The organism is Pseudomonas sp. BF-R-19 (genome assembly GCF_019956445.1).
Taxonomy (GTDB): domain Bacteria; phylum Pseudomonadota; class Gammaproteobacteria; order Pseudomonadales; family Pseudomonadaceae; genus Aquipseudomonas; species Aquipseudomonas fluorescens_BH.
In genome coordinates, this window is the sequence record NZ_JAHBDN010000022.1 from 79,372 (window position 1) to 103,272 (window position 23,901).

The 23,901-nt window shown below is 57.0% G+C and carries 16 protein-coding genes and 1 tRNA gene; 11 read left to right on the forward strand and 6 right to left on the reverse strand.

Going from position 1 to position 23,901, the window contains the following annotated elements; genetic code table 11:
- The 6 genes from KGB28_RS01505 to KGB28_RS01530 all read left to right on the forward strand — a co-directional run bounded on the left by KGB28_RS01505 (window position 1) and on the right by KGB28_RS01530 (window position 9,052).
- The gene (locus KGB28_RS01505) at window positions 1-1,905 is read left to right on the forward strand and encodes an ATP-dependent nuclease (protein WP_223441510.1); all 1,905 of its coding nucleotides are present in this window, start codon (window positions 1-3) and stop codon (window positions 1,903-1,905) included.
- Complete coding sequence (locus KGB28_RS01510; RefSeq protein ID WP_223441667.1) at window positions 1,905-3,656, forward strand: UvrD-helicase domain-containing protein; 1,752 nt, start codon at window positions 1,905-1,907, stop codon at window positions 3,654-3,656. Before KGB28_RS01505 ends, KGB28_RS01510 begins: the two co-directional genes overlap by 1 nt.
- A gap of 63 nt (window positions 3,657-3,719) precedes the next feature.
- On the forward strand, window positions 3,720-5,477 hold the full coding sequence (locus KGB28_RS01515; RefSeq protein WP_223441512.1) for an SIR2 family protein: 1,758 nt from the start codon (window positions 3,720-3,722) through the stop codon (window positions 5,475-5,477).
- 32 nt (window positions 5,478-5,509) lie between these two features.
- Window positions 5,510-6,559, forward strand: a complete 1,050-nt coding sequence (locus KGB28_RS01520; RefSeq protein ID WP_223441521.1) for a DUF3800 domain-containing protein — start codon at window positions 5,510-5,512, stop codon at window positions 6,557-6,559.
- A gap of 8 nt (window positions 6,560-6,567) precedes the next feature.
- A complete protein-coding gene (locus tag KGB28_RS01525; protein WP_223441523.1) occupies window positions 6,568-7,653 on the forward strand; it encodes a nucleotidyltransferase family protein in 1,086 nt (361 codons plus the stop codon).
- Between the two features lie 571 nt (window positions 7,654-8,224).
- Window positions 8,225-9,052 (forward strand): hypothetical protein, encoded by an 828-nt coding sequence (locus KGB28_RS01530; protein ID WP_223441524.1) that lies wholly within the window; start codon window positions 8,225-8,227, stop codon window positions 9,050-9,052.
- Between the two features lie 67 nt (window positions 9,053-9,119).
- Here KGB28_RS01530 and KGB28_RS01535 read toward each other — a convergent pair whose 3' ends face one another.
- Together KGB28_RS01535 and KGB28_RS01540 are read right to left on the reverse strand one after the other, a co-directional pair.
- Entirely contained in the window at window positions 9,120-10,418 is a 1,299-nt protein-coding gene (locus tag KGB28_RS01535; RefSeq protein WP_223441526.1) for a tyrosine-type recombinase/integrase, read from the reverse strand.
- 1,241 nt (window positions 10,419-11,659) lie between these two features.
- Window positions 11,660-12,169 carry a cupin domain-containing protein gene (locus KGB28_RS01540; RefSeq protein WP_223441528.1) on the reverse strand — a complete coding sequence of 170 codons (510 nt, stop codon included), beginning with the start codon at window positions 12,167-12,169 and terminating at the stop codon, window positions 11,660-11,662.
- A gap of 376 nt (window positions 12,170-12,545) precedes the next feature.
- On the opposite strand from KGB28_RS01540, the gene KGB28_RS01545 reads away from it, so the two are divergent.
- The 3 genes from KGB28_RS01545 to KGB28_RS01555 all read left to right on the forward strand — a co-directional run bounded on the left by KGB28_RS01545 (window position 12,546) and on the right by KGB28_RS01555 (window position 16,784).
- Window positions 12,546-13,613, forward strand: coding sequence for an alpha/beta fold hydrolase (locus KGB28_RS01545; protein ID WP_223441530.1), 1,068 nt, complete (start codon window positions 12,546-12,548; stop codon window positions 13,611-13,613).
- A gap of 190 nt (window positions 13,614-13,803) precedes the next feature.
- Entirely contained in the window at window positions 13,804-15,279 is a 1,476-nt protein-coding gene (locus KGB28_RS01550) for a DUF1254 domain-containing protein (RefSeq protein WP_223441531.1), read from the forward strand.
- A 14-nt stretch (window positions 15,280-15,293) separates the two neighbouring features.
- On the forward strand, window positions 15,294-16,784 hold the full coding sequence (locus KGB28_RS01555) for a DUF1254 domain-containing protein (protein WP_223441533.1): 1,491 nt from the start codon (window positions 15,294-15,296) through the stop codon (window positions 16,782-16,784).
- A 534-nt stretch (window positions 16,785-17,318) separates the two neighbouring features.
- Here the strand turns inward: KGB28_RS01555 and KGB28_RS01560 are convergent.
- Window positions 17,319-18,050, reverse strand: coding sequence for a hypothetical protein (locus KGB28_RS01560; protein WP_223441536.1), 732 nt, complete (start codon window positions 18,048-18,050; stop codon window positions 17,319-17,321).
- Window positions 18,051-18,257: 207 nt separating this feature from the next.
- Here KGB28_RS01560 and KGB28_RS01565 point away from each other — a divergent pair, with 207 nt between their 5' ends.
- Both KGB28_RS01565 and KGB28_RS01570 read left to right on the forward strand, forming a co-directional pair.
- A complete protein-coding gene (locus tag KGB28_RS01565) occupies window positions 18,258-18,911 on the forward strand; it encodes a hydrolase (RefSeq protein WP_046043338.1) in 654 nt (217 codons plus the stop codon).
- 178 nt (window positions 18,912-19,089) lie between these two features.
- Window positions 19,090-20,421 (forward strand): OprD family porin, encoded by a 1,332-nt coding sequence (locus tag KGB28_RS01570; RefSeq protein ID WP_223441538.1) that lies wholly within the window; start codon window positions 19,090-19,092, stop codon window positions 20,419-20,421.
- A gap of 8 nt (window positions 20,422-20,429) precedes the next feature.
- Here the strand turns inward: KGB28_RS01570 and KGB28_RS01575 are convergent.
- The 3 genes from KGB28_RS01575 to selA all read right to left on the reverse strand — a co-directional run bounded on the left by KGB28_RS01575 (window position 20,430) and on the right by selA (window position 23,892).
- Window positions 20,430-20,525, reverse strand: a tRNA-Sec gene (locus tag KGB28_RS01575).
- 32 nt (window positions 20,526-20,557) lie between these two features.
- Entirely contained in the window at window positions 20,558-22,465 is a 1,908-nt protein-coding gene (gene selB, locus KGB28_RS01580; RefSeq protein ID WP_223441542.1) for a selenocysteine-specific translation elongation factor, read from the reverse strand.
- Entirely contained in the window at window positions 22,462-23,892 is a 1,431-nt protein-coding gene (gene selA / locus KGB28_RS01585; protein ID WP_223441545.1) for an L-seryl-tRNA(Sec) selenium transferase, read from the reverse strand. Before selA ends, selB begins: the two co-directional genes overlap by 4 nt.
- Window positions 23,893-23,901 lie beyond the last annotated feature (9 nt).

The window sequence follows — 23,901 nt, forward strand, 5'->3', positions numbered from 1 at the left end:
ATGTATTTACGTACCTTAGACATTCATGGCTTCAAGTGTTTTGGCGAGCCTTTCACGATCGAATTCCACGACGGTCTCAATGTTCTCGTGGGCGAGAACGGGGCGGGCAAGACAGGCGTCATTGCTGCCGTCCGCCAGCTATTCAATGATTCCGAATCCGGCAAACGTCTGATCAACGAGCGAGATTTTCATCGCGGATTTCACGAGGCAGCAGTAGCGGCACCACGGATCGATATACAAGCCACCTTTTCTGACCTAGATGAGGAGGACGCCATCGCGTTCAGGGATTGGTGCGGCAATCAAGAAGAAGCGAAACTCACGTTCACCGCGCTTAATCTCGAATCTCGGGGCCGATTCAAAAGCCAACTTTACGGCGGTTATGCACGAGCTACAGCGCTGGAAACTGAGACGCTTGATCTCATCCATTGCATTTACTTACCGCCTCTGCGAGATGCAGAAACAAAACTCCGAGATGGGCGCCAGTCCCGACTAGCCCGACTTTTGAAGGCGCTTTGCCGCAAGGAGCTTGAAACAGCTCGTAAGGAGGGGAAACTTCATCCCTTGGAGGAGCGAGTTGGCGCCTTCAACCAAGAGCTCTCCGAGAGCGACGATTACGCCATCAAGCAAGCCAATGAACGAATTGGCAAAAGCCTGAAGGCAGCGTTAGGGATGCACTTGTCCCAGAACACACTCATTCAGTTCTCGGAGGTAAGCTTCTCTCGCATCGTTGAAGGCCTGCGATTGCTCTACTTCCCGAACTTGGCCGCGGCCGAGGCTGCCCAGTTCCGATCTCTGGAAGAAAACAGTCTTGGCTACAACAACCTGCTCTACATTGCCTCAATTCTGGCTGAGCTGACGTTAGAAGTGGAGGAGGGGCGGGGGGAAGAAACCTACCTGCGCCTCCTACTGATTGAAGAGCCCGAGGCCCACTTACATCCCCAGCTTCAGATACGTCTGCTGAAGCACCTGAGCACTGTGGCCAAAGAAAAAGGCATCCAGGTGATTATCACCACCCACTCCACGGTTATCTCATCAGCAGTGTCAGTTAACGAAATCATCCATCTCTCAAACGCAGGCACTCCAGTCGCAACTCCTCTGCGGACTTGCGGACTTCCAGAGCCCAGCCGGAAATTCATCGACCGGTGGCTCGATGTCACCAAATCCAATCTGCTTTTTTCCAAAGGCTCCATCCTGGCTGAAGGCATAGCTGAGGCGATGGTGATCCCAGAACTGGCGCGAAGAGTGCTCGCTCAGTACGGTGACGGCAAGAATACACTGGAGGATTACGGTGTATCCGTCATCAACCTGGGCGGAATCTATTTCAAACATTTCATGCAATTGTTCTGCGACGTGAGCGAGGAGAGCACAGGAAAAAACGTGCCGGTACGCTGCGCTGGCTTGACTGACAAAGATCCACCCAAAACTATCAAGGTCGACGGTGATGAAGGGAACAAGGTAACTGTTGACTATCTGCCGCATGACGGCGACTTACGAGATGGTGAGAACCATGCTCTCGCCTATACCGCCAAAATTGGCCAGTCGCAGTTCGGTCGCCTCTACGCAGGCAGGTACAAAACCTTTGAATACGATATCGCTATGGAAGGCGCGAACTTGCGGATGATGCTCTCCATAGCCGCCGACCTCTGGCCCGCCCAGGAGGGAACAGTGGTTCCAGAGCTACGGGAAACTGCGAAGCTCATTTTTGACGAGATGACAAGTCTCGAACGAGCGGGCCACGCGGCCGAACTGCTAAGCCGCATCGACTCCAAAAGTATCGGCAAAGGGATATATGCGCAGGCTTTTGCTGAAGAGCTTGAGAAGCAGGAGGGCGAGTTCGTCGTACCGGCCTACATCCGTGATGCCATTCTTTGGGCTTGCGGACTCGAGGAAGCCCCCGCTCAATGATCAATCTGACTGACGAGCAGAAAGCTTACATTGGCGCACCTCTCGACCAGCATGTGTATCTCAACGCTTGCCCGGGCAGTGGCAAAACAGAGGTCGTCGCGGCCATGGTTGCCAAGGTCGTTGAGGAGTGGACTGGCTTCCCTGCTGGGATAGCGGTTTTGACCTTCTCCAACAGCGCAACGGACGAGCTCAAGGATAGATTGGTACGGCACCTAGGAGAGCCGCTGGGTTTTCCTCACCTGGTGTCAACCTTCGACAGCTTTGTCCACTCCCGAATGGTCGCAAGCATCGCAAGCGAGGTTACTGAGTTTCCAGGGAAGGAGGGGGACAGTAGGATCAGGATCTTGGAAAACAAGGCAGATATCTTCCACACTCGCAGCAAGATCTGTGGCCGTTCGATCTCCGCCTGTAAGTATAACTACGACCTAGAGACCAAAGGGTTCACGTTCTCGACCGGCGAGCGGACTAGAGATAAACAGCTCAACGCCGCTGCAATCAGTAAGGTTGCTCGGGAAGAGCTGATCGACACGAAGAAGCGTTTCTGGGCGGCAGGTTTCGCGACTTACAAAGATGTGGACATGATTGCCTTGGCGGCGCTCCAGAGGCCCGCTCTCGCCAGCTATTTCCAGCGCCTGGCGAAGCGATTTCCACTGGTCATTGTCGACGAGTGCCAAGACCTGTCAGCAGAGCAACTGGCGATGGTACGGAAGCTCCATGGGCTTGGCGTTAAATTCCATTTCGTAGGCGATCTGAACCAATCGATCTACGGGTTCAGAAAATCTAATCCAAAAAATGTGAAGGCGCTCCTTGCCGAGCTCGGTTTCGCGGAGCTGCCACTCACAGCGAATTGGAGAAGCGGGCAACCCATCGTGGATCTCTGCAGTAACTTGCTGCGAATCGATCGTATCTCGGGCAACCCCGAAATCGTTCCAGTTAAGCCCCTTCTGCTGCAATATGTGAAATGTCCTTCAGAGCTTCTTCCGAGAATCATCGAGATCACCAGTGGTTACAAAGAGGTTGTCGTTGTCGCTCGCGGGCACAGCACGCTGCAACGCTTTCGCAAAGGCGACAATTTCAAGGGCGTTGAAGTACTGGCACTGGCATGCGTCGCTGCCAGTAGCGGGAGCAAAAAGGAGTTGAACGTCGCGGTAGCACTATTTGCCGAATGGTTTGCAGATAAGCTCTCCCTGCAAGTAACGAGATCAGGCCCCCATTGCCCGGTAGCGATCGAATCCAAGCTTGCCTGGCGGAAATTCATTCACCAATGCTTGAAGCATTTGGTGGCCGCTGGCGCTGGCAACCTGGAACTGACTTGGAAACAGTGGGCAGTCGTCGCTAAACGAGCCATGCGATCTCTCCCAGACCAGTCCTTCGTGTTAGCCGAAATCACAACAGAGCTTGAGCCACTGAGAGACCTAATCCTCAGGGCTCCTCCTAATCAAGGAGACACCACACTTAGCGTACGTCTGAGCGAAGGAGTTGCTCAGCAAGCCACTGTAGATGGTTTGCGCTACGAGACCATCCACCAAGTCAAGGGCGAAACCCATGATGCCACGGTGGTCGTGTCATCACTTCAAAAAGGCGTTCACCTTTCCCATTGGCTGGAGTGGCTCGCCGACCCAGCTTCCGAAGGCGCGAGGTTTGCTTACGTGGCGAGCTCACGTCCACGCCATATGCTCATCTGGGCGGTGAAGAAACTGAAGGCTGCAGAGAAAGAGACGCTTACTGGGTTGGGGTTTGAACTCGCCTAAAACCGGTACTGACTAGCGCAAGCGTAGTGCAAGACCCGACGCTTACTGATCAAGGATTTTCACATGAGCATCACCAACACGGATTCCACCACCCAGCTCGCTTTCTCCATGTTTGAGAATCCCGGCGTCTATGCGGTGCTATTGGGGTCGGGAGTTTCACGGAGTGCGGGCATCCCTACAGGCTGGGAAATAACCCTGGAGCTGGTAAGGCGGGCGGGGATTGCCGCTGGCGCCGGAGAGCAAGATGACTGGCATCGCTGGTACGTCGAGCAGCGCGAACAGCAGCCTAACTATTCAACGTTGCTGGAAGAGCTGGCGAGCACGCCTAAAGAACGGCAAGCCATCATTGAGAGCTTCCTCAAACCTTCCGAAGATGAGCGTGAGCAAGGCCTCAAGTTGCCAACGCCGGCTCACCGTGCGATTGCAGAGCTGGTGAAGACCGGCCACGTGCGTGTGATCATCACAACCAATTTCGATCGTCTGATGGAAAATGCGCTGCGTGATGTGGGTATAGAGCCAACCATCGTGAGTTCAGCCGACGGTTTTGCTGGCGCTGAACCGTTGACCCACACGGATTGCTACATCCTTAAGCTTCACGGCGACTTCAAGGATGCTCGGATTCTCAACACAGACTCCGAGCTGAGCGAATATCCCCAAGTCTTCGATGGCTTGCTCGATAGAATTTTTGATGAGTTCGGCCTGATCGTTGCCGGCTGGTCGGGGGAATGGGATCGAGCTCTTCGTGCGGCAATACTGCGTGCGCCTAACAGACGCTACTCCTCCTACTGGCTAACTCGGGGGAGGCTGTCAGAGCGCGCCCAAGAGTTGGTTTCCCATCGAAAGGCTAATACGGCGATTGCCCCGGACGCTGACACCTTCTTCCAGGCACTCAGCTCAAAAGTCTCAACCATCACGCAATCCCGTCAGCCCAACCCGTCCAGCGTGGAGCTTACGGTTTCCATGGCAAAGCGATACCTGTCCAAACCTGAGTATCGCATTCAGTTCGATGACCTGGTCGCCAACGAGGTCGAGCGCGCCATGACTTATTTGGCAGAGATGTACAACTCAGACGGCGACGGGCCTGGGGAATTTGGAGACTGGTTGCTGCGCTACGAAGCCGCATCTGAGCCGTTGGTACGTCTCGCCGGTGTCGTCGGACGCTGGGGATCTCAGCACGAACATCACCTAATGCTTGAGGTGATCCAGACTCTGCTATCTAAGGCCTACGCGAGACGTGTAGGGCATCAAGACTGGATTGAGCTAAAGCGCTACCCGGCCGCTCTCGTCTTTTACGGATACGGTCTGGGACTCACAAAGGCAGGGCGCTTAACTGACTTGTATTCGCTGATGGAACATCCCATCGCCAATCGAACCAACGTAAGGATCCCACTCACGGAGGAGCTCTCACCTTACCACCTAGAAGACCTTACCGGCTCCCGGTCATGGATGTCTGTAGACGGGAGCGTTTCGAGATCAATGTATGATCGACTCGCGGAAATACTCACGCCATCTTGGTCTACAAGCTTCGCCGGCGTTGCCGATCCAACCCAGCTGTATGAGCGTTTCGAACTGTTCTGTCTGCTTCAGTTTCTAAAGTACCGAGACATTGATGAGGCGTCATTGACTGATGGGATCAAGGCGAATCAGTTCCGGCGCTGGATTCACGGGCGCTTAGGTATGGTGTCGTCGGGCAGAAGGCGGTTGTCTGAGGAGATGGCTATTGCTGAATTCCGTGCCCCGTTAGCCGAGGCTGGATTTGGCTTCGGCAGTGACGCCTACCTGGAAAAATTCTTTGCAGCGCTCCAGCGAGTGCATTACTAGTTCCTTCGATTCAGCTAGCAGGGAGGTGAGCAATGGAGTGCTACCGCATTGACGAGAGTGGCTACACGGGTTTCGACCTGCTGAACCAGGAGCAACCTTTCCAGGGAGCCACAGCCATAGCGATCGAAGACGATGAGGCTGCTCGACTGATTCTCGAGCATTTCCCAAGGCTACAAGCGGCTGAGCTAAAGTACCGGGCACTGTCTCGACGGAAGGGTAATCATCCTCGCTTGTTGGCCCTGATGCGCGACATCCTGAGTCATCACAAATGCGTCACTCATGTGTGCGACAAGCGTTTCCTGCTGCTGCTTAAATTTCTCGATTACGCAGTGGAGCCTTTCTACTACGAGAGAGGCATCGACTTTTACGAAAATGGCCAAAACTATTCGTTAGCTTCCATCCTCTATTACATCGGCCCGCAGCTTCTAGGCGATCAGGCTATGGCGTCCCTGGAGAGAGCTTTCCAGGATGCGATGAAGCTGAAGACTCCCGCGGCACTGGCCAAGCTTGTTGCGTGTGCCCAACAAACAAAGTGGCAGGAGTTGCCCGAAGCAATGGGGCCATTGGCTCGCTTTGCCGCACCAGAATGCTTGGGAGCGATAGCTACACCAGGCGCAACTACGGACATCGCATTGGTAATTGTGGTCGCCCTCATCACCCGAATGGAAGCCATGAGTGACGGCCCATACCGAGTGGAGCATGATCAGTCGAAAAACCTACTGACTTACCACGACGTTCTGCAGCGGCAGATCGATCACGTTGGGAATGCCGAGTTTCGTCAGTCACAAATTGCGAGTATCCGATTTCCGCTGAAACTCACCGCAGTAACCCAAGTGGACTCCAAGAGGAGCCCAGCTGTACAGCTTGCCGACATCATGATCGGTGCGGCGATAGAGATGACCCAACGATTGAGCAATCGTATCAGCGATGGTCTTGATCCTCAGACAGTGATGGCCTTGTATGCTGAGGATCAGATCATCTACATGCTCCCCTCACTAGACATTGAGGGGCAGATGGCTTTTCGTAATGGCACGCAAGCGTCAGCTTTAATTGACTACTACGCCAAGCATTTTTCCAGATGAAAAACAGCATGAAGCCATCCGAGGCCCTCAAGGGTAAAACCCACGAGATCCGGCAAGTCATAGAGTCCTACGGATTTGTAGACGCCAGGATTTTCGGCTCCGTCTGCCGTGGAGAGGACGCAGAAGCCAGCGATATCGACCTGCTGTCTACCAGCTCTATTGAGATGGCTGGAAAAATCTCTCTCTTCGACATCCTAGACCTCGAGTCGGCGCTCGAAGAGCTACTAGGGGTAGCCGTAGACTTCAACATCGACAACGACACGCCTGAACACCGCAATCTTCAAGTTAGCCAACAGTCGAGAACGCACATGACAACAAACAGCACGATCCCCTGGGCGCCTGTTCGCTCAACGCTCACTGAAAAATTCAGCTTTGGTGACATCAAACAGATCGTTGGATATGGGGATATCGACATGTCCTTGTTAGCGCATCTGGAGCAAAAGCAACAAAATGGCGCGACAAAGTCTCAGCTGTTGAGCGAGATCGACAAGCAGGTAGGTAGGATGGACGAAACGCGCCGTGGTGCGTTTGTTTCCATCTGCTGCGAGGAAATGATGCGTCGTAAGGATGATGTGGTTGCAGAGCTGGAACGCGTGCTTTCCCGAGTTGGTTGGAAGTTTTCTGGGACAGCTTTAATTCCCGTTGAGATCTTCGACATTGCAGAGCTCGCGTCAATCCCTGAGCAGGCTAGGGCAGATATCCAAAAGGCATCCAGCAGACTTCGTGATGGAGACTTAAGCGGGGCGCTTTCGGCCGCCTGTGGTGCCTTGGACACGGTAACCGCCAACATCTACGACAGGTACAACCTGGGGGATGCTGGTAAAGCTTCATTCCAGGAGAGAGCGAAACGATCGGTGGATGCACTCAATGTGAAGAATCGCTTGGTTCAAGAGCTAGTGGAAATCGGCTGGTCTGAAGCCGACTACAAGCCGCTTGCTGCCAACATCGAAGGCTCGCTGAACCAAGCTGCATATGTGATGCAGAAGCTGAGATCCGATATGGGCGATGTTCACGGGACAAAGCCAGTCATCACCGCGCTCGTCTATGACTCAATCAAATGGTCTGCGTTGCTGCTGAGAGCTTTAGCGCTCTGATGCAGAAGCGAAGGAGCTGCGGTTTCACGTGCCGCAGCTCTCCAATTCAAAGCCTCACATAGACAAATCAATCGAAGCGAAAGCGATTGGCTGACTGCCTTTGAAGTGATTCATAGAACGTCCAGAACTCGTCCTTAATACCGAAGGCCATGTTCAACCAGTTGCTCACCTCCTGGCACATACGCTCATAGTGACTATGATGTGCCGGCTCGTTCGTCCGTAGACGCCAGTGGGCGAGCCACCGGGGTGCATTAAGGCAAGTGAGATTTTTACTCTATTCGCTTATGGTCTCGCTCAGCAGCAAAGCTCTACCCATGCCAAGGCCGCCCACGGATATTGATCCTTTAGGTGACCAGGGTAGAGTTTTTAATGGATCAACATACAGCCGCATTTCTGTCTAAAAGACTACTTCTAGACCTGAAACGATCACCAAAAAGAATTTTCCTTTGCATTCTCTGGCGCGCCGAAATTCACTTTCCGTGAAGGTAACTTCGGATGGCGCATCTCGCGCGAACGACTTCATTTCTAACTGACTTGTACTTGATCTGATTTTAGAGCGAGCAGGGCGGCTATGAGCATTTTCACAAGTAGGAGATTGATTACCCCCATCGTAAAAGCGATCCGACAACACGCTACAAAGGTTCAACTGAACGCGACTTGGAGCCGCCTCCACTCAGACTACGGTATCGGCACGAAGTTTGGGAGCAGTTCTTTGGCGCTGAGCGAGGGCGACCTCCATACCCTCAGGGTGATGCTGCAGCGGGACGCTGGAATTGATGCGTTGCACCAAAGTTTGGGTGAGCTGGAAGGTGACCGCATCGACACTGCGAAGAAATCCCGCAATGAAAATCTGGCCCGCTTGAGGACGGCAGATCGAGTCGTCATGGTCGCATCGCTGGAGCTGGCTTCAGGAATCTATCGCCACCCTATTGACGGAAGCCTGAACGTCAGCGCTGAGGAGTTACATGGTTCAGAGAGAGTGCTGCTGGTGGAGAATCTGGCAGTCATGTTTGCGATTCACGAGTACCGCTGGCCGGATGAGGTAAAGCGCTTACCCATGCTTTTCCGTGGAAGCCCTCAGAACACGGCTGCGGCTGTTACGAAGGCCCTGGCCGGTGTAACTGATGTCATATGCTTCCCTGATTACGACCCTCAAGGGTGGATGAACACCCTGACGATAAAAGCTCGAGGAATTGTGGTACCAACAATGGATGCGATCGAATGCAACATTGCGGAAGAATGGGACAAGCCACAGGACTACGAAAAGCAGCACGTCGCAAGAGAGTGGTTGAGGAGGGTTGAACTGCCGCAAGTGGAAGATCTGCTGACCAGAGAGCTGGCAATATCGCAGGAATCTATGGCCGGGATGGGCTTGGAGGTACTCGACCTCTGTTCTTAGAAGATCTGGCCGATACCTCATAGCATCTCGCGCGGGTACGCATTGGCACGTTTGAAGCTAAAGACGTTTAGCCACGATCGCGTAAACCTAGGCGCTTGACTGAGTGTGCACGCTCCTGATCGTGTGAGTGATAATACGTGTTCTGAGTCGTTGCCAGGTTGGAATGCCGAAGGTCGCTCTGCAAGTCTTTGGCGTTACGAAACGGTGCATCAAACGTCGCAGAGGTATGGCGCAGCCAGTGCGAGGAAGCCGCCCGCAGGCTGTCCATCTCATAAGCTTCACGGCCTTCAGTGCGCATGCGGTTCAGGGCGTTGTCAAAAACCGCCTGGAGGAGGGCGCGCACTTGTCGATCGGAGAGGCCCGACCGACCGCTCAGGGTGGTTATCAGCGGCGTCTTCTCTTGATACTCCGGCAAGGGTGAAAGCCCCAAGAAGCGACGGTACCGCGTGAGGTAGCCGGTGACATAATCGTCCCGCACGGCGATCTTGGCAGATTTATTGCCCTTACCGATGACATGGAACCACCAGTTACCATCTTGGTCACGGCGAAAGTCGCCCATCGTTGGTTTCCAGTTACTGCGACCTGCAATATCTGAAATCCGGAGATACATACTGAACATCGTAATCAAGATAAACAACGTGCGCTCATGTTTATTCGGCTCAGCGGTCGCCATGGCCTCAGCGGTATCCAATACATAGTCCCATTGCAGGGGAGTTAGTGCTCGCGTAACTGCGCCTTCATCAGGAGTGGCGTTGTACTGATTTTTTTTGGTGACTTTACGGAACGGATTGCCACCCGTGAGTTCTTCTTCCACCAAGTACTCATAAAAACCACTACATATTTTAAAAACATTGCCCATCGAACCTTTCGAGGAATGATAAGGCTGCGACGCTTGGGAGGTATGACTAACCGACTCATCCCGAAGCTGCTTCGGCGTTTTTTGTGTAAATGGCTTCCACTTGGGGTTCATTACCACAGGATGCGTCAGCATAGTTGTCGAATTGTCATTACCCAGAAAACGATTACGGATAATGGGCCCAACCCAACTAGCCGGTGGATTCTTACAAAACTCCAGGAATGCCTCAGCATCAAGACGTTTAAGTTGTGTGATCGGCTTTTTTAGAACACTCAACGACCACAGCAAGAGACGCTCGACTTGGCAGCGATAGGTGCTAAATGTCAGGGGGTTTTCCGCATAATTCCGCAGATACGCGCGTGCGGCCAAGTACCCGTCGATGGCCAGAAGCTCTTCATCGAAACTTTCCAAGTAGTCATTGACGCTGCGTATAGATGACTGACCCACAGTAAAATCCTGATCTAGAAAATCATCATGGGATTCAAATAGTGGGTGGGTGGAAATGGTCATACAAGCAACAGCCCAGCACGAATGAACGGCCTGACGAGAACTTCCTATTCTGACTGTTCTAGGAAGTTTCAATCCTCCCTTCCCAATCCAGCGTCTCTTCATACCGACATTACAGTTAATCGGAAACCCGATACTACCTTCATCTTTACAGCCCCGCAACTATCCACCATCTATCTGGCAGATCGCCTATCTTACTTGACACACTTCAGATTGTTGCCTATGCGCACGCGAGCATTCATTTCTATGTCGAATTTTGCAACCATGAGATCGCATCAATAAAAACATTAGTCGGCGCGCCGCGCGCCGACAATTAAAGCAATACGTTTGCCAGCTCCCCACAAACAAATAGCCAATAATGACTGGATACTTAAGTCGCGAATAAGGGGCAGCAAAGCAAGGCAATTTCATCCATATATTAAGTGACCCGTTCCACGATCGGATTTTGTCCTTAATACGTGAATGAAATCTTCCATTCGGTTTTTGTCCTTAATTCGCCCAAATAGATGAATGTCCCGTCGGTAGGGGCTTCGCCTGGTCAGGCAGCGTCCAAGCGTTGCGGTTTTTGTCCTGAATTCGTCAAACGAACGCCTTCGGACAGGCCGCAGATCAATACAACCCAGATTTCCGTGAGAATGCTTCCACGGCAGCTGAACATTTAAGAAAAATGCTAAAAGCCCCGAAAACAGCGGCTTGTCAGCATTGTAAATGTGATTTTAAGGCCTTGAACGAATCCCAACGGTTTCCAGTAATTTTTCGGTTTTTGTCCTAGATTCTCAAAGTAGGCCTGCGCCTCGGTTTTTGTCCTCAATCCTCAAAAAACGGCTACAGGCCCCGGTTCCATGGGGTTTCGAGGGCCCAGAAACGTCGCGTACGCCAGGCAGGTGTGTCCGTAATAACGCCAGCATGGAAGAAACGCCTCATACAATCGTTTGAACGTGACTCGTTATAAATCAATGTGTTACAGACACATAACCAGTCGACCTGTGTCCGGAATTCGTAATAAAAAGTGAGTTTTTGAGAGGAGTGAAATTGGCTGAACACCTTTATTTTCGGGGCTTACAAGGCAGCGATGACTCGTTTTGTCCACGATTCGCAACGGTCACAGGAAAGCGGAGTCGCAAGACGGACAGGACTATGCGCATCTATAGAGTAATACTTGATTTAACATAATATACATTACACGTAATACGATATTGCCAGATTGACCCTGACACACACAGATCTTGAAGCAAGCAACCACCTCATCCTCGCGTCAGCTTTTCGATCAATGCTAAATGCCCAGGAAACTGCTGTCCGAGCTTTTGCCGGTCACCCATTTCCATATCCGCGAAATCAAAGCCTGGCGTAACCGCTTCACTGATCAAACCGAATCCTGCAGCGCCGTGCATCACCTGCGAAGCTTTCCAGATGCCACCGGGCACGTGCAGCTGCAAACATTGTCCAGCGAGAACGTCGTGGCCCATCACGATGGTTTCCAATGTGCCGTCCGGAAAAATCAGTGTGTACCGAATCGGATCGCCCAGATGATAGTAATGAACGATGTCTGACTGGTTGAGATGGAAATGACCTATTGGAGAATCCTGGGTCAACAGATAGTAAATCGAGGTCATGCAATGCCGTTGGCCACCCGACGTCAGGATCATGTTCTGGTCGTCAGATTGGTAGGTTCTGCGAAAGAAACCACCTTCGACATGGGGCTCAAGGCCCAGGGCTCTGATAATTTCGCCAATTCGCAGGGTGCTTTGAGTCATTTTCCGTCTGCCCCATCATTCGTGAATTTAACGCTGCATTCGCAGTATTTATCGACATAACTCGACTAAATAGTGCTTTAGTCGAGTTAGCTTTTATCCCGTCCACACGCCCTGCTCCAGGGGACCGGGCGAACTGCTTTTCCAGAGGCTAACGTTAAGCCTCTATGGAACGCCCCCATGCAGGCCTCAGCTCCCTGGTCATCCCCAATCGACGCCGCTGTGTATCACAGTATGTCTGCATGACATCTCGATACACAGGCTTTCATCCGCCCTGCGATTCGACACAGGCCAGATACGTTGTCGCGTTTCAATGCAAGCAAGGTTTGAAGGGGCTCGGACCGGCCCCCTGACCCATGGCTAGTAATGGAGACCCCCCATGAAGATGGCACTGCCAAACAGCAACACCGGCAACACTCGCCGCCACCTGGTCGGCCCTTCGATCCTCGCGCTGACTCTGTTCGGCGTGCTCGGCACGGCCCACGCGCAAACGACCACCACCGCGCAGCCAGCGGTGCCCCCTGCCGGTACCACTCAGGCAGCGCCCTCGCCGTTCGGACCGCTCAAGCATGTCAACGCCGGACTGCTGGACGTGGCGTACGCCGAAACAGGCCCCGCCGGCGGGCCGGTGGTGATCCTGCTGCACGGCTGGCCGTATGACATTCACAGCTATGACGAGGTCGCGCCGTTGCTGGCCGCCAAGGGTTATCGGGTGCTGATGCCCTATGCGCGCGGCTATGGCGATACGCATTTCCTGTCCGACAAAACCCTGCGCAATGGCCAACCAGCCGCGCTGGCCAGTGATGTCATCGACTTCATGGATGCGCTGAAGATCAAGCAAGCGGTGCTCGGTGGCTATGACTGGGGTGCGCGTTCGGCCGACATTGTCTCGGCGTTGTGGCCGGAGCGGGTCAAGGCGCTGGTCTCGGTCAGCGGCTATCTGATCGGCAACCAGGCGGCAGGCAAGAACCCGCTGCCACCCAAGGCGGAATTGCAGTGGTGGTATCAGTTCTACTTCGCCACTGACCGTGGTCGTGCCGGTTACGAGAAAAATACCCACGACTTCGCCAGGTTGATCTGGCAATTGGCTTCGCCGAAATGGGCGTTCGATGATGCCACCTTCGACCGCAGCGCCAAGGCGCTGGACAACCCCGACCATGTCGAGATCACCGTGTTCAACTACCGCTGGCGCCTGGGCCTGGTCCAGGGTGAAAGCAGATACGAAGCACTGGAGCAGAAACTGGCCACGGCGCCGTCCATCAGCGTGCCGACCATCACCCTTGAAGGTGATGCCAACGGCGCACCGCACCCGGCGCCTGAGGACTATGCCAAGCGCTTCACTGGCAAATACGAGTTCCGGCTGATCACTGGTGGCGTCGGCCATAACCTGCCGCAGGAAGATCCGCAGGCGTTTGCCAAAGCGGTGATAGATGCGGATCACCTTTAAGCCCGATCTGACATCCGCTTACGTATCCGCAAGCAATACCTCGACAAAAACGGCTCGTTTCAGCTAACCAGCCGTTTTTTGTGAAGTCGATGCACACCAGTCCTTACGCTGAGCCAAGCGCCGGCAAAGATGAGCTATCTTGTCAGCGACTCGCCTGCATCAGGCGACTGCCAACAAGTAAGGACGCTTTATGAACTGTTCACCCCAGCGCCACGCCCTCTTCGCGCTGACGCTCATCAGCACACTCACGGCAACCGCACTGAGCACGCCGAGCTACGCTGTCGAAGCCGCCAAAGTCGCACCAGTCGCGGGGCCTGTCACCGGAACCAAAGTGACCGAACCCTATGTACGCATGATGGCGCGCGAGGCGTATTTCTGGGGTTGGCCGATGGCCAACATCTTCAATCGTCGCCAGGCCTTCAAGGACCTGCCCGAGCCCGGCTTGATGGGCGGCATCGTACCCGTGGCCCCGATCAATCGGCTGTCGATGCTCAGCGACTACATCGACCCGGCCGAGCGGCTGGTGGCCTGCCCGAACCAGGACGTGGTGTATGGCGCCGGCAGCATTGCCCTGGACCTCGAACCGGTGGTGCTGCAAGTGCCGGACTTCGACGGCCGCTTCTGGGTGTATCAGGTGGTGGACCTGCGTTCCGACAGCTTCGCCGAACTGGGAAAAATGTATAACACCCAGCCAGGTTTCTACCTGTTGGTCGGCCCGGACTGGAACGGCAAGGTGCCGCCCGGCATCAAACGGGTGTACCGCTCGCGCACGAACACCGGGTTCGTGATCCCCCGGGTGTTCCAGGACGACACCGCCGCCGACCGCCAGGCCGTGCAGCCGGCATTGTCGGGCATCGACATGTACCCGCTGTCGCAATACGACGGCAAGATGAAGAAGCGCAACTGGGCCAGGCAGCCGAAATTCCCGGCCCAGGCTTCTGAAGGCAATGCCGAAACCAAATGGGTGGTACCGGAGAAGTTCTTCGATGAACTGCCGGCCCTGCTCAAGGACGCCAAGCCATTGCCGGGCGAAGAAGCCCGCTATGCGCAAATGGCCGCCCTCGCGGCCGTCGCCAAGGCCGACCCGCAACTGCGCGCCGCGATGATCGACGAGGCGAAAAAGGCCGACAAAGAAGTGATCGACCCGCTGTTGCAGTTCCGCAACTACGGCCTGCAATTGCCCAATCACTGGAGCACCGTAAGCAACGGCGCAGCGTTCGGCACTGACTATTTCACCCGTACCGCCGTCGCGCGCTCGAACATATTCGTCAATCAGCAGAAAGAGACCAAATACTTCTACCAGGACCTGGATGAGAACGGCCTGCGCCTCAACGGCCAGTACGGCTACAGCGTCACGTTTGCCAAAGGCAAGCTGCCGCCGGTCAAAGGGTTCTGGTCGCTGACGCTGTACAACGAACAGCACTTCTTCTCGCCGAACGAGCTCAAGCGTTACTCCATCGGTACCAAGAACAAATCCCTGCAAACCAACCCTGACGGCTCGCTGACTATTTACGTGCAAAGCGAATCACCGGGTAAGGACAAGGAAAGCAACTGGCTGCCCTCGCCTAAAGGCGCCGAATTTTCGCTGTATATCCGCGCCTACTGGCCGCAAGCCGATGCTCTCGACGGCGACTGGACCCCGCCGGCCGTAGTGAAAACCAATTGAAAAGGACTTCGACGATGAACGCAGTCAGCAAAACGCTGACCGCACTGGCGTTGGCCGTTTCGGTCAGCCTCGGCGCCCAGGCGGCCACGCACTATGAACAACTGGCCGACCTGCCCTTCGCCGGCGGTTATCCAACCCTGGAAGGCGTGGCTCAGCTCAAGAACGAGTTGCTGTTTCAGCGCGCCGTGCAGTCCTACATCTGGGCACTGCCGGCACTGAACATGTACGCCATGAAAGAAGGCTCGGAAAGAACCTTCGGCGCCGGCTACAACGTGTTGCCGATCTGGAAGGAACGGCTCAACGCCAAGACCCTGGTGACCACGCCGAACTCCGACGTGATCTATGCCATGGGCTACCTCGACCTGAAACAGGATGGCCCGATGGTGATCGAAGTGCCGCCGGGAATGCAGGGCATTCTCGACGACTTCTTCCAGCGCCCGATCTGCTCCGAAGGCCAGATCGAAGGTCGCCAATGGTGCGGTGATGTCGGCCTGCCCGGCCCGGACAAAGGCAAGGGCGCCAAGTACCTGGTGCTGCCACCGGATTACAAGGGTGACGTGCCGCCGGGCTACCTGACCTACCGTTCGCGCACCTACAACGTGTTTGTGTTCTGGCGCGGTTTCTTCAAGGACCCGAAACAGCTCGACGCACCGGTCAAGCTCATGGAGCAGACGCGCATCTATCCGCTGGGCAAAGAAGCCACGGCGAAGAAGATGGAGTTCCCCAACGCCTCGAAAACCCCGGTCAACATGCTCTACCCCACCGATGGCAGCGCGTTCGACATGCTTTCACGGTTTATCGACCATGAATATGTCGACCCGCAAGATATGGAAATGCGCGGCATGCTCGCCGCCCTGGGCATCATCAAGGGCAAGCCGTTCCAGCCGGACGCGACGACTCGCGACCTACTCGACAAGGCCGCGAAGACTGCAAGCAAAATGGGCCATGCCACTTCCTACACCCCGCAAACCATCGTCGCCAACGGCACCTGGTATCCGGACCGCAAGTGGCTGAACGTCTTCCCGGGCAACGCCACGTTCACCGCCGACACCTTCAACTACATCGACCCGCGCACCGGTTTCTTCACCAATGCCTACTCGGCCAGCCCCGGCATGGCGGTGAACATGGAGAACGTTGGCGCCAAGTACCCCGCTACCTTCGTCGACGCCAAAGGCGAGTTCCTCTCGGGCAGCAATGCCTACACACTGAACCTGCCCAAGGGTATTCCGGCAGCGTTGTTCTGGTCGGTGACCGTGTACGACTCGATCACCGCCTCGGGCGTGGACAACGGCCAGCCGTTCCCTTCGTTGAACACCATGGACAAACCGCAGGTGAATGCCGACGGTTCGATTGACGTGCACTTCGGGCCGGATTCACCGGGTGAAGGCAAGAACTGGATTCGCACCCTGCCGGGCAAAGGCTTCTTCGTGATCCTGCGCCTGTACGGCCCGACCAAGACGTTTTTCGACAAGGCCTGGAAACCCGGCGATTTGCACAAGCAGTAACCCGTATTGGCGGCATGGCAAACACAAATCCCTGTGGGAGCGAGCTTGCTCGCGATGGCGGAGTGTCAGCTGACATCAATGCTGGATGTGCCTGCGTCATCGCGAGCAAGCTCGCTCCCACAGGTTTCAGTGGTGCCCACAAATACTCGCCACACCACAAAACAAAGGTGGGAGCGAGCCTGCTCGCGATGGCGGAGTCTCAGTCGACATCAATGCTGGATGTGCCGTCCTCATCGCGAGCAAGCTCGCTCCCACAATGTTCGAGGATGTCCTCAGATTTCGCGTCCGACACAGATCAACTGTGGGAGCGAGCTTGCTCGCGATGGCGGAGTGTCAGCCGACATCAATGCTGGATGTGCCGACCTCATCGCGAGCAAGCTCGCTCCCACAGGGTATATCGGCTCCCCCCCGGCATCCGCTCCCGAGGCAAACCTCAGGTCGACGACAGACAGGCGCCCTTTTCCGGTACCAGACGAATATCGACACGACGGTTGGCTTCCCGCCCCGCCTGTTTACGCCAAAACACAATTTTTGCTACGAGTAATGGATCTCACTCAAGTCGATCGACACCAGCAACGCCTCCTTGTTGACCTGCCCATCGGCCTTGCGCCGATAGGCTCGCCGCTTGCCCGGCATGCGCAATCCGTCGGCCTGGACGTAGTCATAAACCAGTTGGGCAGCGGGCATGCCGCCGCTCACATCGACGTTGTAGTCGTGGCGGCGCAGCAGAAAGTCATCGCCGAAGTAGAAGTCCTGGATGGCGCTGTGGGTTGCGATGCTGTCGGGGAAGTGCACCCGCAAATGCCGCCAGAGCTCGGCGCCCTCTTGCAAGGGCTCGATTTCCTCGCAGGTGACGCCTGGCAAGGTGAACAGGAATGGCATGGTCAGGTAGGACCACATCGCGTAGCCGTTGAAGTAGGCCCGGTGCAACGGGTCCCAGGCCGTGTGTTCCCCATGGCCCTTGAAGGATTCCCGGGGTGCCTGGCGCTCGGCAATCACCTTGCCCGCGGTATTCTCGATGGCGATTCGGTTCGGCGTATAGGCCGTGAATTGCTCCGGTGAGCCGAAGGGTTTCACCGAGGCTCTTTGTTCATGCAGCCACACGCTCATCTGGCGTGGCGCGCTGTCCTGGGTCAACCCTTTCATGCCCCAGAGCGAGCCGCCGGTGACGATCGTGGCGCAGACCTTATTGAAACTGTTCCAGCGCACCAGGCCGCCATGAGCGGTCAGTACCTGGTCCAGCAGTTCGCGATCCTGTGCAGGCATGATTGCGTCCCCTCCTCGTCCGTTAGCGCTTGCATCATTACCAGAATAATGGATAGCCGGCCGCGTGCAGGACCGGGCCGATGGACAACCGGATTGAGGTTCAAACCACTGTGCGCACTAGGCATCAAAGACAGCACACCGATTCAATATTCCCGACCCGATCTACGTAACCATGACCACCTCACTCACCCCCGTAAGGACAGTGTCATGGCCATTGCAAAAGCAGTACCTGGCAAAACCCTGCTGACCCCGACCGACCACACCTTGATCATGATCGACCACCAATCGCAGATGTCCTTCGCGACCAAGTCGATCGACGCTGTCACCCTGCGCAACAACGCCGCACTGGTGGCCAAGGCAGCGCGTGGCTTCAAGGTCTCGACCATTCTCACCACCGTCGCCGAGAAGAGCTTTTCCGGGCCGATCTTCGACGAAATCAAGGCTGTGTTCCCGGAACACAACGTGATCGACCGCACCAGCATGAACACCTGGGAAGACGAGCGCATTGCCGTGGAAGTCAACGCCATCGGCAAGCAGAAGATTGTCCTCGCCGGTCTGTGGACGTCCGTTTGCATCGTTGGCCCGGCGTTGTCGGCGATTGACCAGGGGTTCGAGGTGTATGTGATTGCCGACGCCTGCGGCGACGTCAGCACCGAAGCCCATGAAATGGCCATGCAGCGCATGATCCAGATCGGTGCCCGGCCGATGACCTCGCTGCAATACCTGCTGGAACTGCAACGCGACTGGGCCCGCAGCGAGACCTACGACGAAACCGTGAAAACCTCGATTGCCAACGGCGGTGCCTACGGTCTGGGCCTGATCTACGCCAAGACCATGTTTGGTGCCTCTGAAGGCCACTAAGGCTCTCGGAAAAACTAGCGACTGCGGGCGAACCCTGTAGGAGCGAGCTTGCTCGCGATGGTCTCAAGAGCGCCGCGTTTTGCTAGTCAACACGCGTTATCGTTAACGACCATCGCGAGCAAGCTCGCTCCTACAGTGAATCATTACCCGCAGTCACTGTGCCTGTGGTGAACGATTGATGAAGTGTGACTCGCAAGAACTCAGGGCCGGATTCCCGTTCTGGTTATCGGTGCTGCTCGCCAGCACGGCCGGAACCGCGGTGGCGGGTGAATCGGCGCAGGGCTTTCTGGACGGCGCGACACTCGGCGTGCTCAACCGAAACTTTTATCTGAATAGCGACTATCGATCGCCCTCGCCGACCGGCAAGAGCTACCAGGCCGAATGGGCTCAAGGTTTTATCAGTGCTTTTGAATCCGGTTTCACACCAGGAACCGTCGGCTTCGGTCTCGATGCCCATGCCTTTGTGGGATTGAAACTCGATGGCGGCAAAGGCCATTCCGGAACCGGATTGCTGCCAGTGGGCAGTGACGGCCGCAGCGCAAGCGACTACTCCAGTGGTGGCGGCGCGATCAAGCTCAAGGCATCGAACACCACCCTGGCGTTTGGCGAAATGGAGGTCGAATCCCCGGTATTCGACACCGCGGACAAACGTCTGCAGCCGGAGTACGCCACAGGTTTTCTGCTCAACAGCCGCGAAATCGATGGCATGAACCTGCAGGTCGGCCACTTCACGGCGTTCAAGAATCAGGACAGTGCTTCAGGCAAGGGCAACTTTTTCGGTTATGGCGCCAACACCGAGGCGGGCGGCATTTCGTTTGTCGGCGCCGACCTGTTTACCCAAAGCCCGGTCGGCGGTGCCCTGTATGCCTCGGAGCTGACCGATACCTGGAATCAGTACTACGGCAACCTGCACTTCAAGCAGGCCGAGGTGTTCCTCGACGCCAACCTCTATCACACCCGGGACACCGGCCAGGCGCTGGCCGGTGCCATCGACAACACGGCGTACAGCCTGTCCGGCAGATATACGATCGGCGCCCATGGGTTCACCCTGGCTTATCAAAAGGTCGACGGTGATACGCCGTTCGATTTCGTCGGTGGCGACTCCATCTATCTCGCCAACTCGATCAAGTACGCCGACTTCAACGGCGCCCGCGAACGCTCCTGGCAGGTTCGTTACGACCTGGACCTGGCCAACGTCGGGATACCCGGCCTGAAGTTCATGACCCGCTACGTCACCGGCGACCAGATCGACGGCACCCATGCGCCACAAGGCGGCGCCTACAACCCGTTCGACCCGGCGACCGGCTCCTTCGCACCGCAACAAGGTGACGGGGGCAAGCACTGGGAGCGAGACATCGACCTGCACTACGTCGTGCAGTCCGGGGCGGCCAAGGGTTTGTCGTTGCAACTGTCCCATGTGTCGCACCGGGCGAATGCGGCCCAGGCCGGCGACGATATCGACCGGGTGTACGTGGTCATCCAGTACCCGCTGGGCTTCGGGCCGTTCTGAGCGGAAAGTGGCGGAAGGCAGCCGGAGTCGAACCTGCCCGGGAACGGATGCCGTCCCCAACCGGGTTTGAAGCCCGGCCGCGCCACCGGGCGCGATTGCCTTCCTTGAAACCATGCCTTTGAATCATGCCCCTGAATCAGAGCTCTGTGCGCTGGGCCAACGCACTGTCCAGGCGAATCTGCCGTCGATCACCAAAACGCCGGGTCAGGCCAATACGGTCGAAGTACTCCAGTATCTGGATGCTGCGCTTGCGCCCCAGGCCCACCGCATCACGAAACGCCGCCACCTGGATCACCGGGTTGGCGTCCGCCAGTTGCAACAGCATAGCCGCCAATCGGCGAATCATGCTGTCGGTGTAAAACAGGTCGCGCACCACTTGATGCATCAAGCCCAGGCGCGCCATTTTGCGTAGCAATGCGCGGACGGTTGCTTCGTCATGCCCCAGGTTGCGCACCCAGGGCGGATTGATCTGCGCCGCGTCGAACAGCGGCTGCAATTGTAGCCACAGGGCTTCGTCCTCTTCGCTCAAGCGCACCTGATGCCCGGGCAGGTGCAACCACGGGCCGCTGCTGGCAATGTCGCCGCTGGTCAACAACTCGTCGAGCAGACTGATAAACGTTGGGCGTTCCAGAGTGCTACCGGTGAATCGACGCAGGCGGTCCCGGTCCGGGCCCATTTGATCCGGTTCGAGTTGATGGAAACGCGCGAGTTGATCCACTAAAGGCGCTTTCAAGGCTTCCCAGCGACTTGCACTGAACAGCAACGCGCCCTGCCGGGTATCGATCAGGCGTACGTCAGCGGGCAACACCCAACTGTTGCGCGGTCGGTTGAACTGCCGTTCCAGGCGCTGCGGATCGAGCCCGGTGTCGCTGTGGGCCAGCAATGCCGGCAAAACATCTTCCAGCCCGGCACTGTTCGCCAGCGCCCCCAGTTGTGCCAGACGTTCGGGGCTGCGGCGTTGCCGATCAGGGGCAAACGGATCGAGCACCCGGCCGCCACCCAGCGTACGTTGGGCACTCTGATCGCGCAGGATCAGCGGATCGCCCTTCACCGCATGCACCGCTGTGTTGAGCAGCAGTTGCGCAAACATCCGTCCACCGGGTGCCAGGCTGGTGCTTTCCAATAAGGCGACGCGCCCGGTAACGTCCTGGGTGCCGAGGTGCACGTGCACCGGTTGAAAGTGCTCGAAGGCACGGGGTTCGCCGGCCAGCAGTTGCATGTCGATGTCCAGGCGCTGGGTAGGCGCATACAGGCCTTCGGCGAGTAACCAGTGGCCGCGATGGATATGTTCGAGGGCCAGCCGCTCGGCACTCAGGTTCAACGCCACGCGCTGGCCGGCAAAAGCGTGGTCGGTGGCCTGGTTTTGCGCGTGCAGGCCGCGAATGCGCACCGGTTTGCCTTGTGGCCCCAACAGCAAGGTATCGCCCACCGCGACCTGGCCGGACAGCGCCGTACCGGTCACCACGATACCGGCCCCGGCCACGCTGAAGGCCCGGTCAATCGCCAGGCGAAAACCTCCTTCGGTGCTGCGTTGCTGAACTTCACGCTGGGCTTGCAGCAATTCTTGGCGCAAGGTTTCGATACCCTCGCCGGTCACGCTCGACAGCGCAATCAACGGTGCATCGGCATAGGGTCCGGGCGCCAGCAAGGTGCGGACCTGCTCGCGCACGTCCTGCACCCGTGCACTGTCGACCCGGTCGCACTTGCTTATCGCTACCAGTGCCCGAGGGATACCCAGCAACTGGACAATCGCCAGGTGCTCGCGGGTCTGCGGCATCACCCCGTCATCGGCGGCCACCACCAGCAACACCAGATCGATGCCCTGCGCCCCGGCCAGCATGTTGTGGGTGAAGCGCTCATGGCCGGGAACGTCGATGAATCCGGTCAGCGGCGCATCCACCTCCAGCGCTGCATACAGGTAGCCGAGGTCAATGGTCATGCCGCGCTCGCGCTCTTCGCGGCGCCGGTCACCCGCCTGACCGGTCAACGCCTGGAGCAGCGCCGTCTTGCCATGGTCGATGTGCCCTGCTGTGCCGACAATCACCCTGCCTGGCCCTCCACGTGTAATTGATCGAGTTGCGCCAGCCATACCGGCTCGTCGTCCAGTTGCCGCAGATCCAGCCACAGGGCGTCATCGTCGATGCGCCCGAGGACCGCAATCGGCAAGGCGCGAAAGGCTTCTTCCAGCCGCAACAGAGCGCGCCCGCGCAAGCGTTTGGACGTCAGCGGGCGCAGACACAGTGCTGCACTGGCCAGCCTCGCCACCGGTTGGCTACCGCTGCCGATCATGCCCAGTGCCGGCATGGCGCTGACGCTCCAGCCATCACCCAGCACTTGGGCCAGCGCTGGTCGCAAACGCTCGGCCTGGGCGAGGATATCGGCCTGTGGCCGGGTCAACAGGCGCAGGCTCGGCAAACGCTCGGCCAGCCGGTCCGGGTTGCGGTACAAACCCAGCACCGCTTCCAGGGCGGCCAGAGTCATCTTGTCGACCCGCAGCGCACGCTTGAGCGGATTTTTCTTGATCCTGGCAATCAGTTCCTTGCGGCCGACAATCACCCCGGCCTGTGGTCCGCCGAGCAGTTTGTCGCCACTGAAAGTGACGATGTCCGCGCCATCCAGCAGCGCCTGGCGCACCGTCGGTTCCGCCGGCAAACCCCAGCGGGTCAAGTCCAGCAGGCTGCCGCTGCCGAGGTCTTCGAGCAGCGGCAAACCGTGCTGATGCGCCAGTTGCGCCAGTTCGGCGGTCGGCACGCTCGTGGTGAAACCTTGAATGCTGTAGTTGCTCGCATGCACGCGCATGATCAAACCGCTGCGCGGGCCGATGGCCGCCTCGTAGTCGCGGGCATGGGTGCGGTTGGTGGTGCCGACCTCAACCAGCTTCACCCCGGCGCGGGCCATGATGTCGGGAATGCGGAAGGCGCCGCCGATTTCAATCAGCTCGCCCCGGGAAATAATCCCTTCCTTGCGCGCGCCCAGGCTGTTGAGGCTCAGCAGTACCGCTGCGGCATTGTTGTTGACCACGGTCACCGCTTCGGCGCCGGTCAGTTCGCGGATCAAGTCATCGATCAGGTCGTCGCGGTCTCCGCGCTTGCCGCTGCGCAGGTCGAATTCGAGGTTGAGCGGATAGCGCGCGGCCATTTGCACCGCCTCGATCGCTTCCTCGGGCAACAGCGCCCGACCGAGATTGGTGTGCAAGACCGTGCCGGTCAGGTTGAACACCCGACGCACCTGGCTGCGATGCTGGGTTGCCAATCGCTCGCCGACCCTGCCCGCCAGCACGTCGGCGCTGACTTCTGCAGGTTCGAGCAAACCCTGCTGTACCCCTTCGCGCAATTCATCCAGCAATTGCCGCAAGGCGCCCAGCAAGGCGTCGCGTCCATAGCGCTCGGCCAACGGCTGGCACGCCGGGTGACGTAACAGACTGTCGATGGAAGGTAGACGCAGGGGTTGGCTGGCACTGCGTGCAGACATCTGGCGCTC

Excerpts from the sequence above, each read along its gene's own strand:
- KGB28_RS01545 (WP_223441530.1), top strand. The coding sequence starts at position 12,546 with ATGAAGATGGCACTGCCAAACAGCAACACCGGCAACACTCGCCGCCAC.
- selA (WP_223441545.1), bottom strand. The coding sequence starts at position 23,892 with ATGTCTGCACGCAGTGCCAGCCAACCCCTGCGTCTACCTTCCATCGAC.
- KGB28_RS01565 (WP_046043338.1), top strand. The coding sequence starts at position 18,258 with ATGGCCATTGCAAAAGCAGTACCTGGCAAAACCCTGCTGACCCCGACC.
- KGB28_RS01570 (WP_223441538.1), top strand. The coding sequence starts at position 19,090 with ATGAAGTGTGACTCGCAAGAACTCAGGGCCGGATTCCCGTTCTGGTTA.
- KGB28_RS01530 (WP_223441524.1), top strand. The coding sequence starts at position 8,225 with ATGAGCATTTTCACAAGTAGGAGATTGATTACCCCCATCGTAAAAGCG.
- KGB28_RS01535 (WP_223441526.1), bottom strand. The coding sequence starts at position 10,418 with ATGACCATTTCCACCCACCCACTATTTGAATCCCATGATGATTTTCTA.
- KGB28_RS01555 (WP_223441533.1), top strand. The coding sequence starts at position 15,294 with ATGAACGCAGTCAGCAAAACGCTGACCGCACTGGCGTTGGCCGTTTCG.
- KGB28_RS01525 (WP_223441523.1), top strand. The coding sequence starts at position 6,568 with ATGAAGCCATCCGAGGCCCTCAAGGGTAAAACCCACGAGATCCGGCAA.
- KGB28_RS01540 (WP_223441528.1), bottom strand. The coding sequence starts at position 12,169 with ATGACTCAAAGCACCCTGCGAATTGGCGAAATTATCAGAGCCCTGGGC.
- KGB28_RS01550 (WP_223441531.1), top strand. The coding sequence starts at position 13,804 with ATGAACTGTTCACCCCAGCGCCACGCCCTCTTCGCGCTGACGCTCATC.
- KGB28_RS01505 (WP_223441510.1), top strand. The coding sequence starts at position 1 with ATGTATTTACGTACCTTAGACATTCATGGCTTCAAGTGTTTTGGCGAG.
- KGB28_RS01560 (WP_223441536.1), bottom strand. The coding sequence starts at position 18,050 with ATGCCTGCACAGGATCGCGAACTGCTGGACCAGGTACTGACCGCTCAT.
- KGB28_RS01520 (WP_223441521.1), top strand. The coding sequence starts at position 5,510 with ATGGAGTGCTACCGCATTGACGAGAGTGGCTACACGGGTTTCGACCTG.
- KGB28_RS01515 (WP_223441512.1), top strand. The coding sequence starts at position 3,720 with ATGAGCATCACCAACACGGATTCCACCACCCAGCTCGCTTTCTCCATG.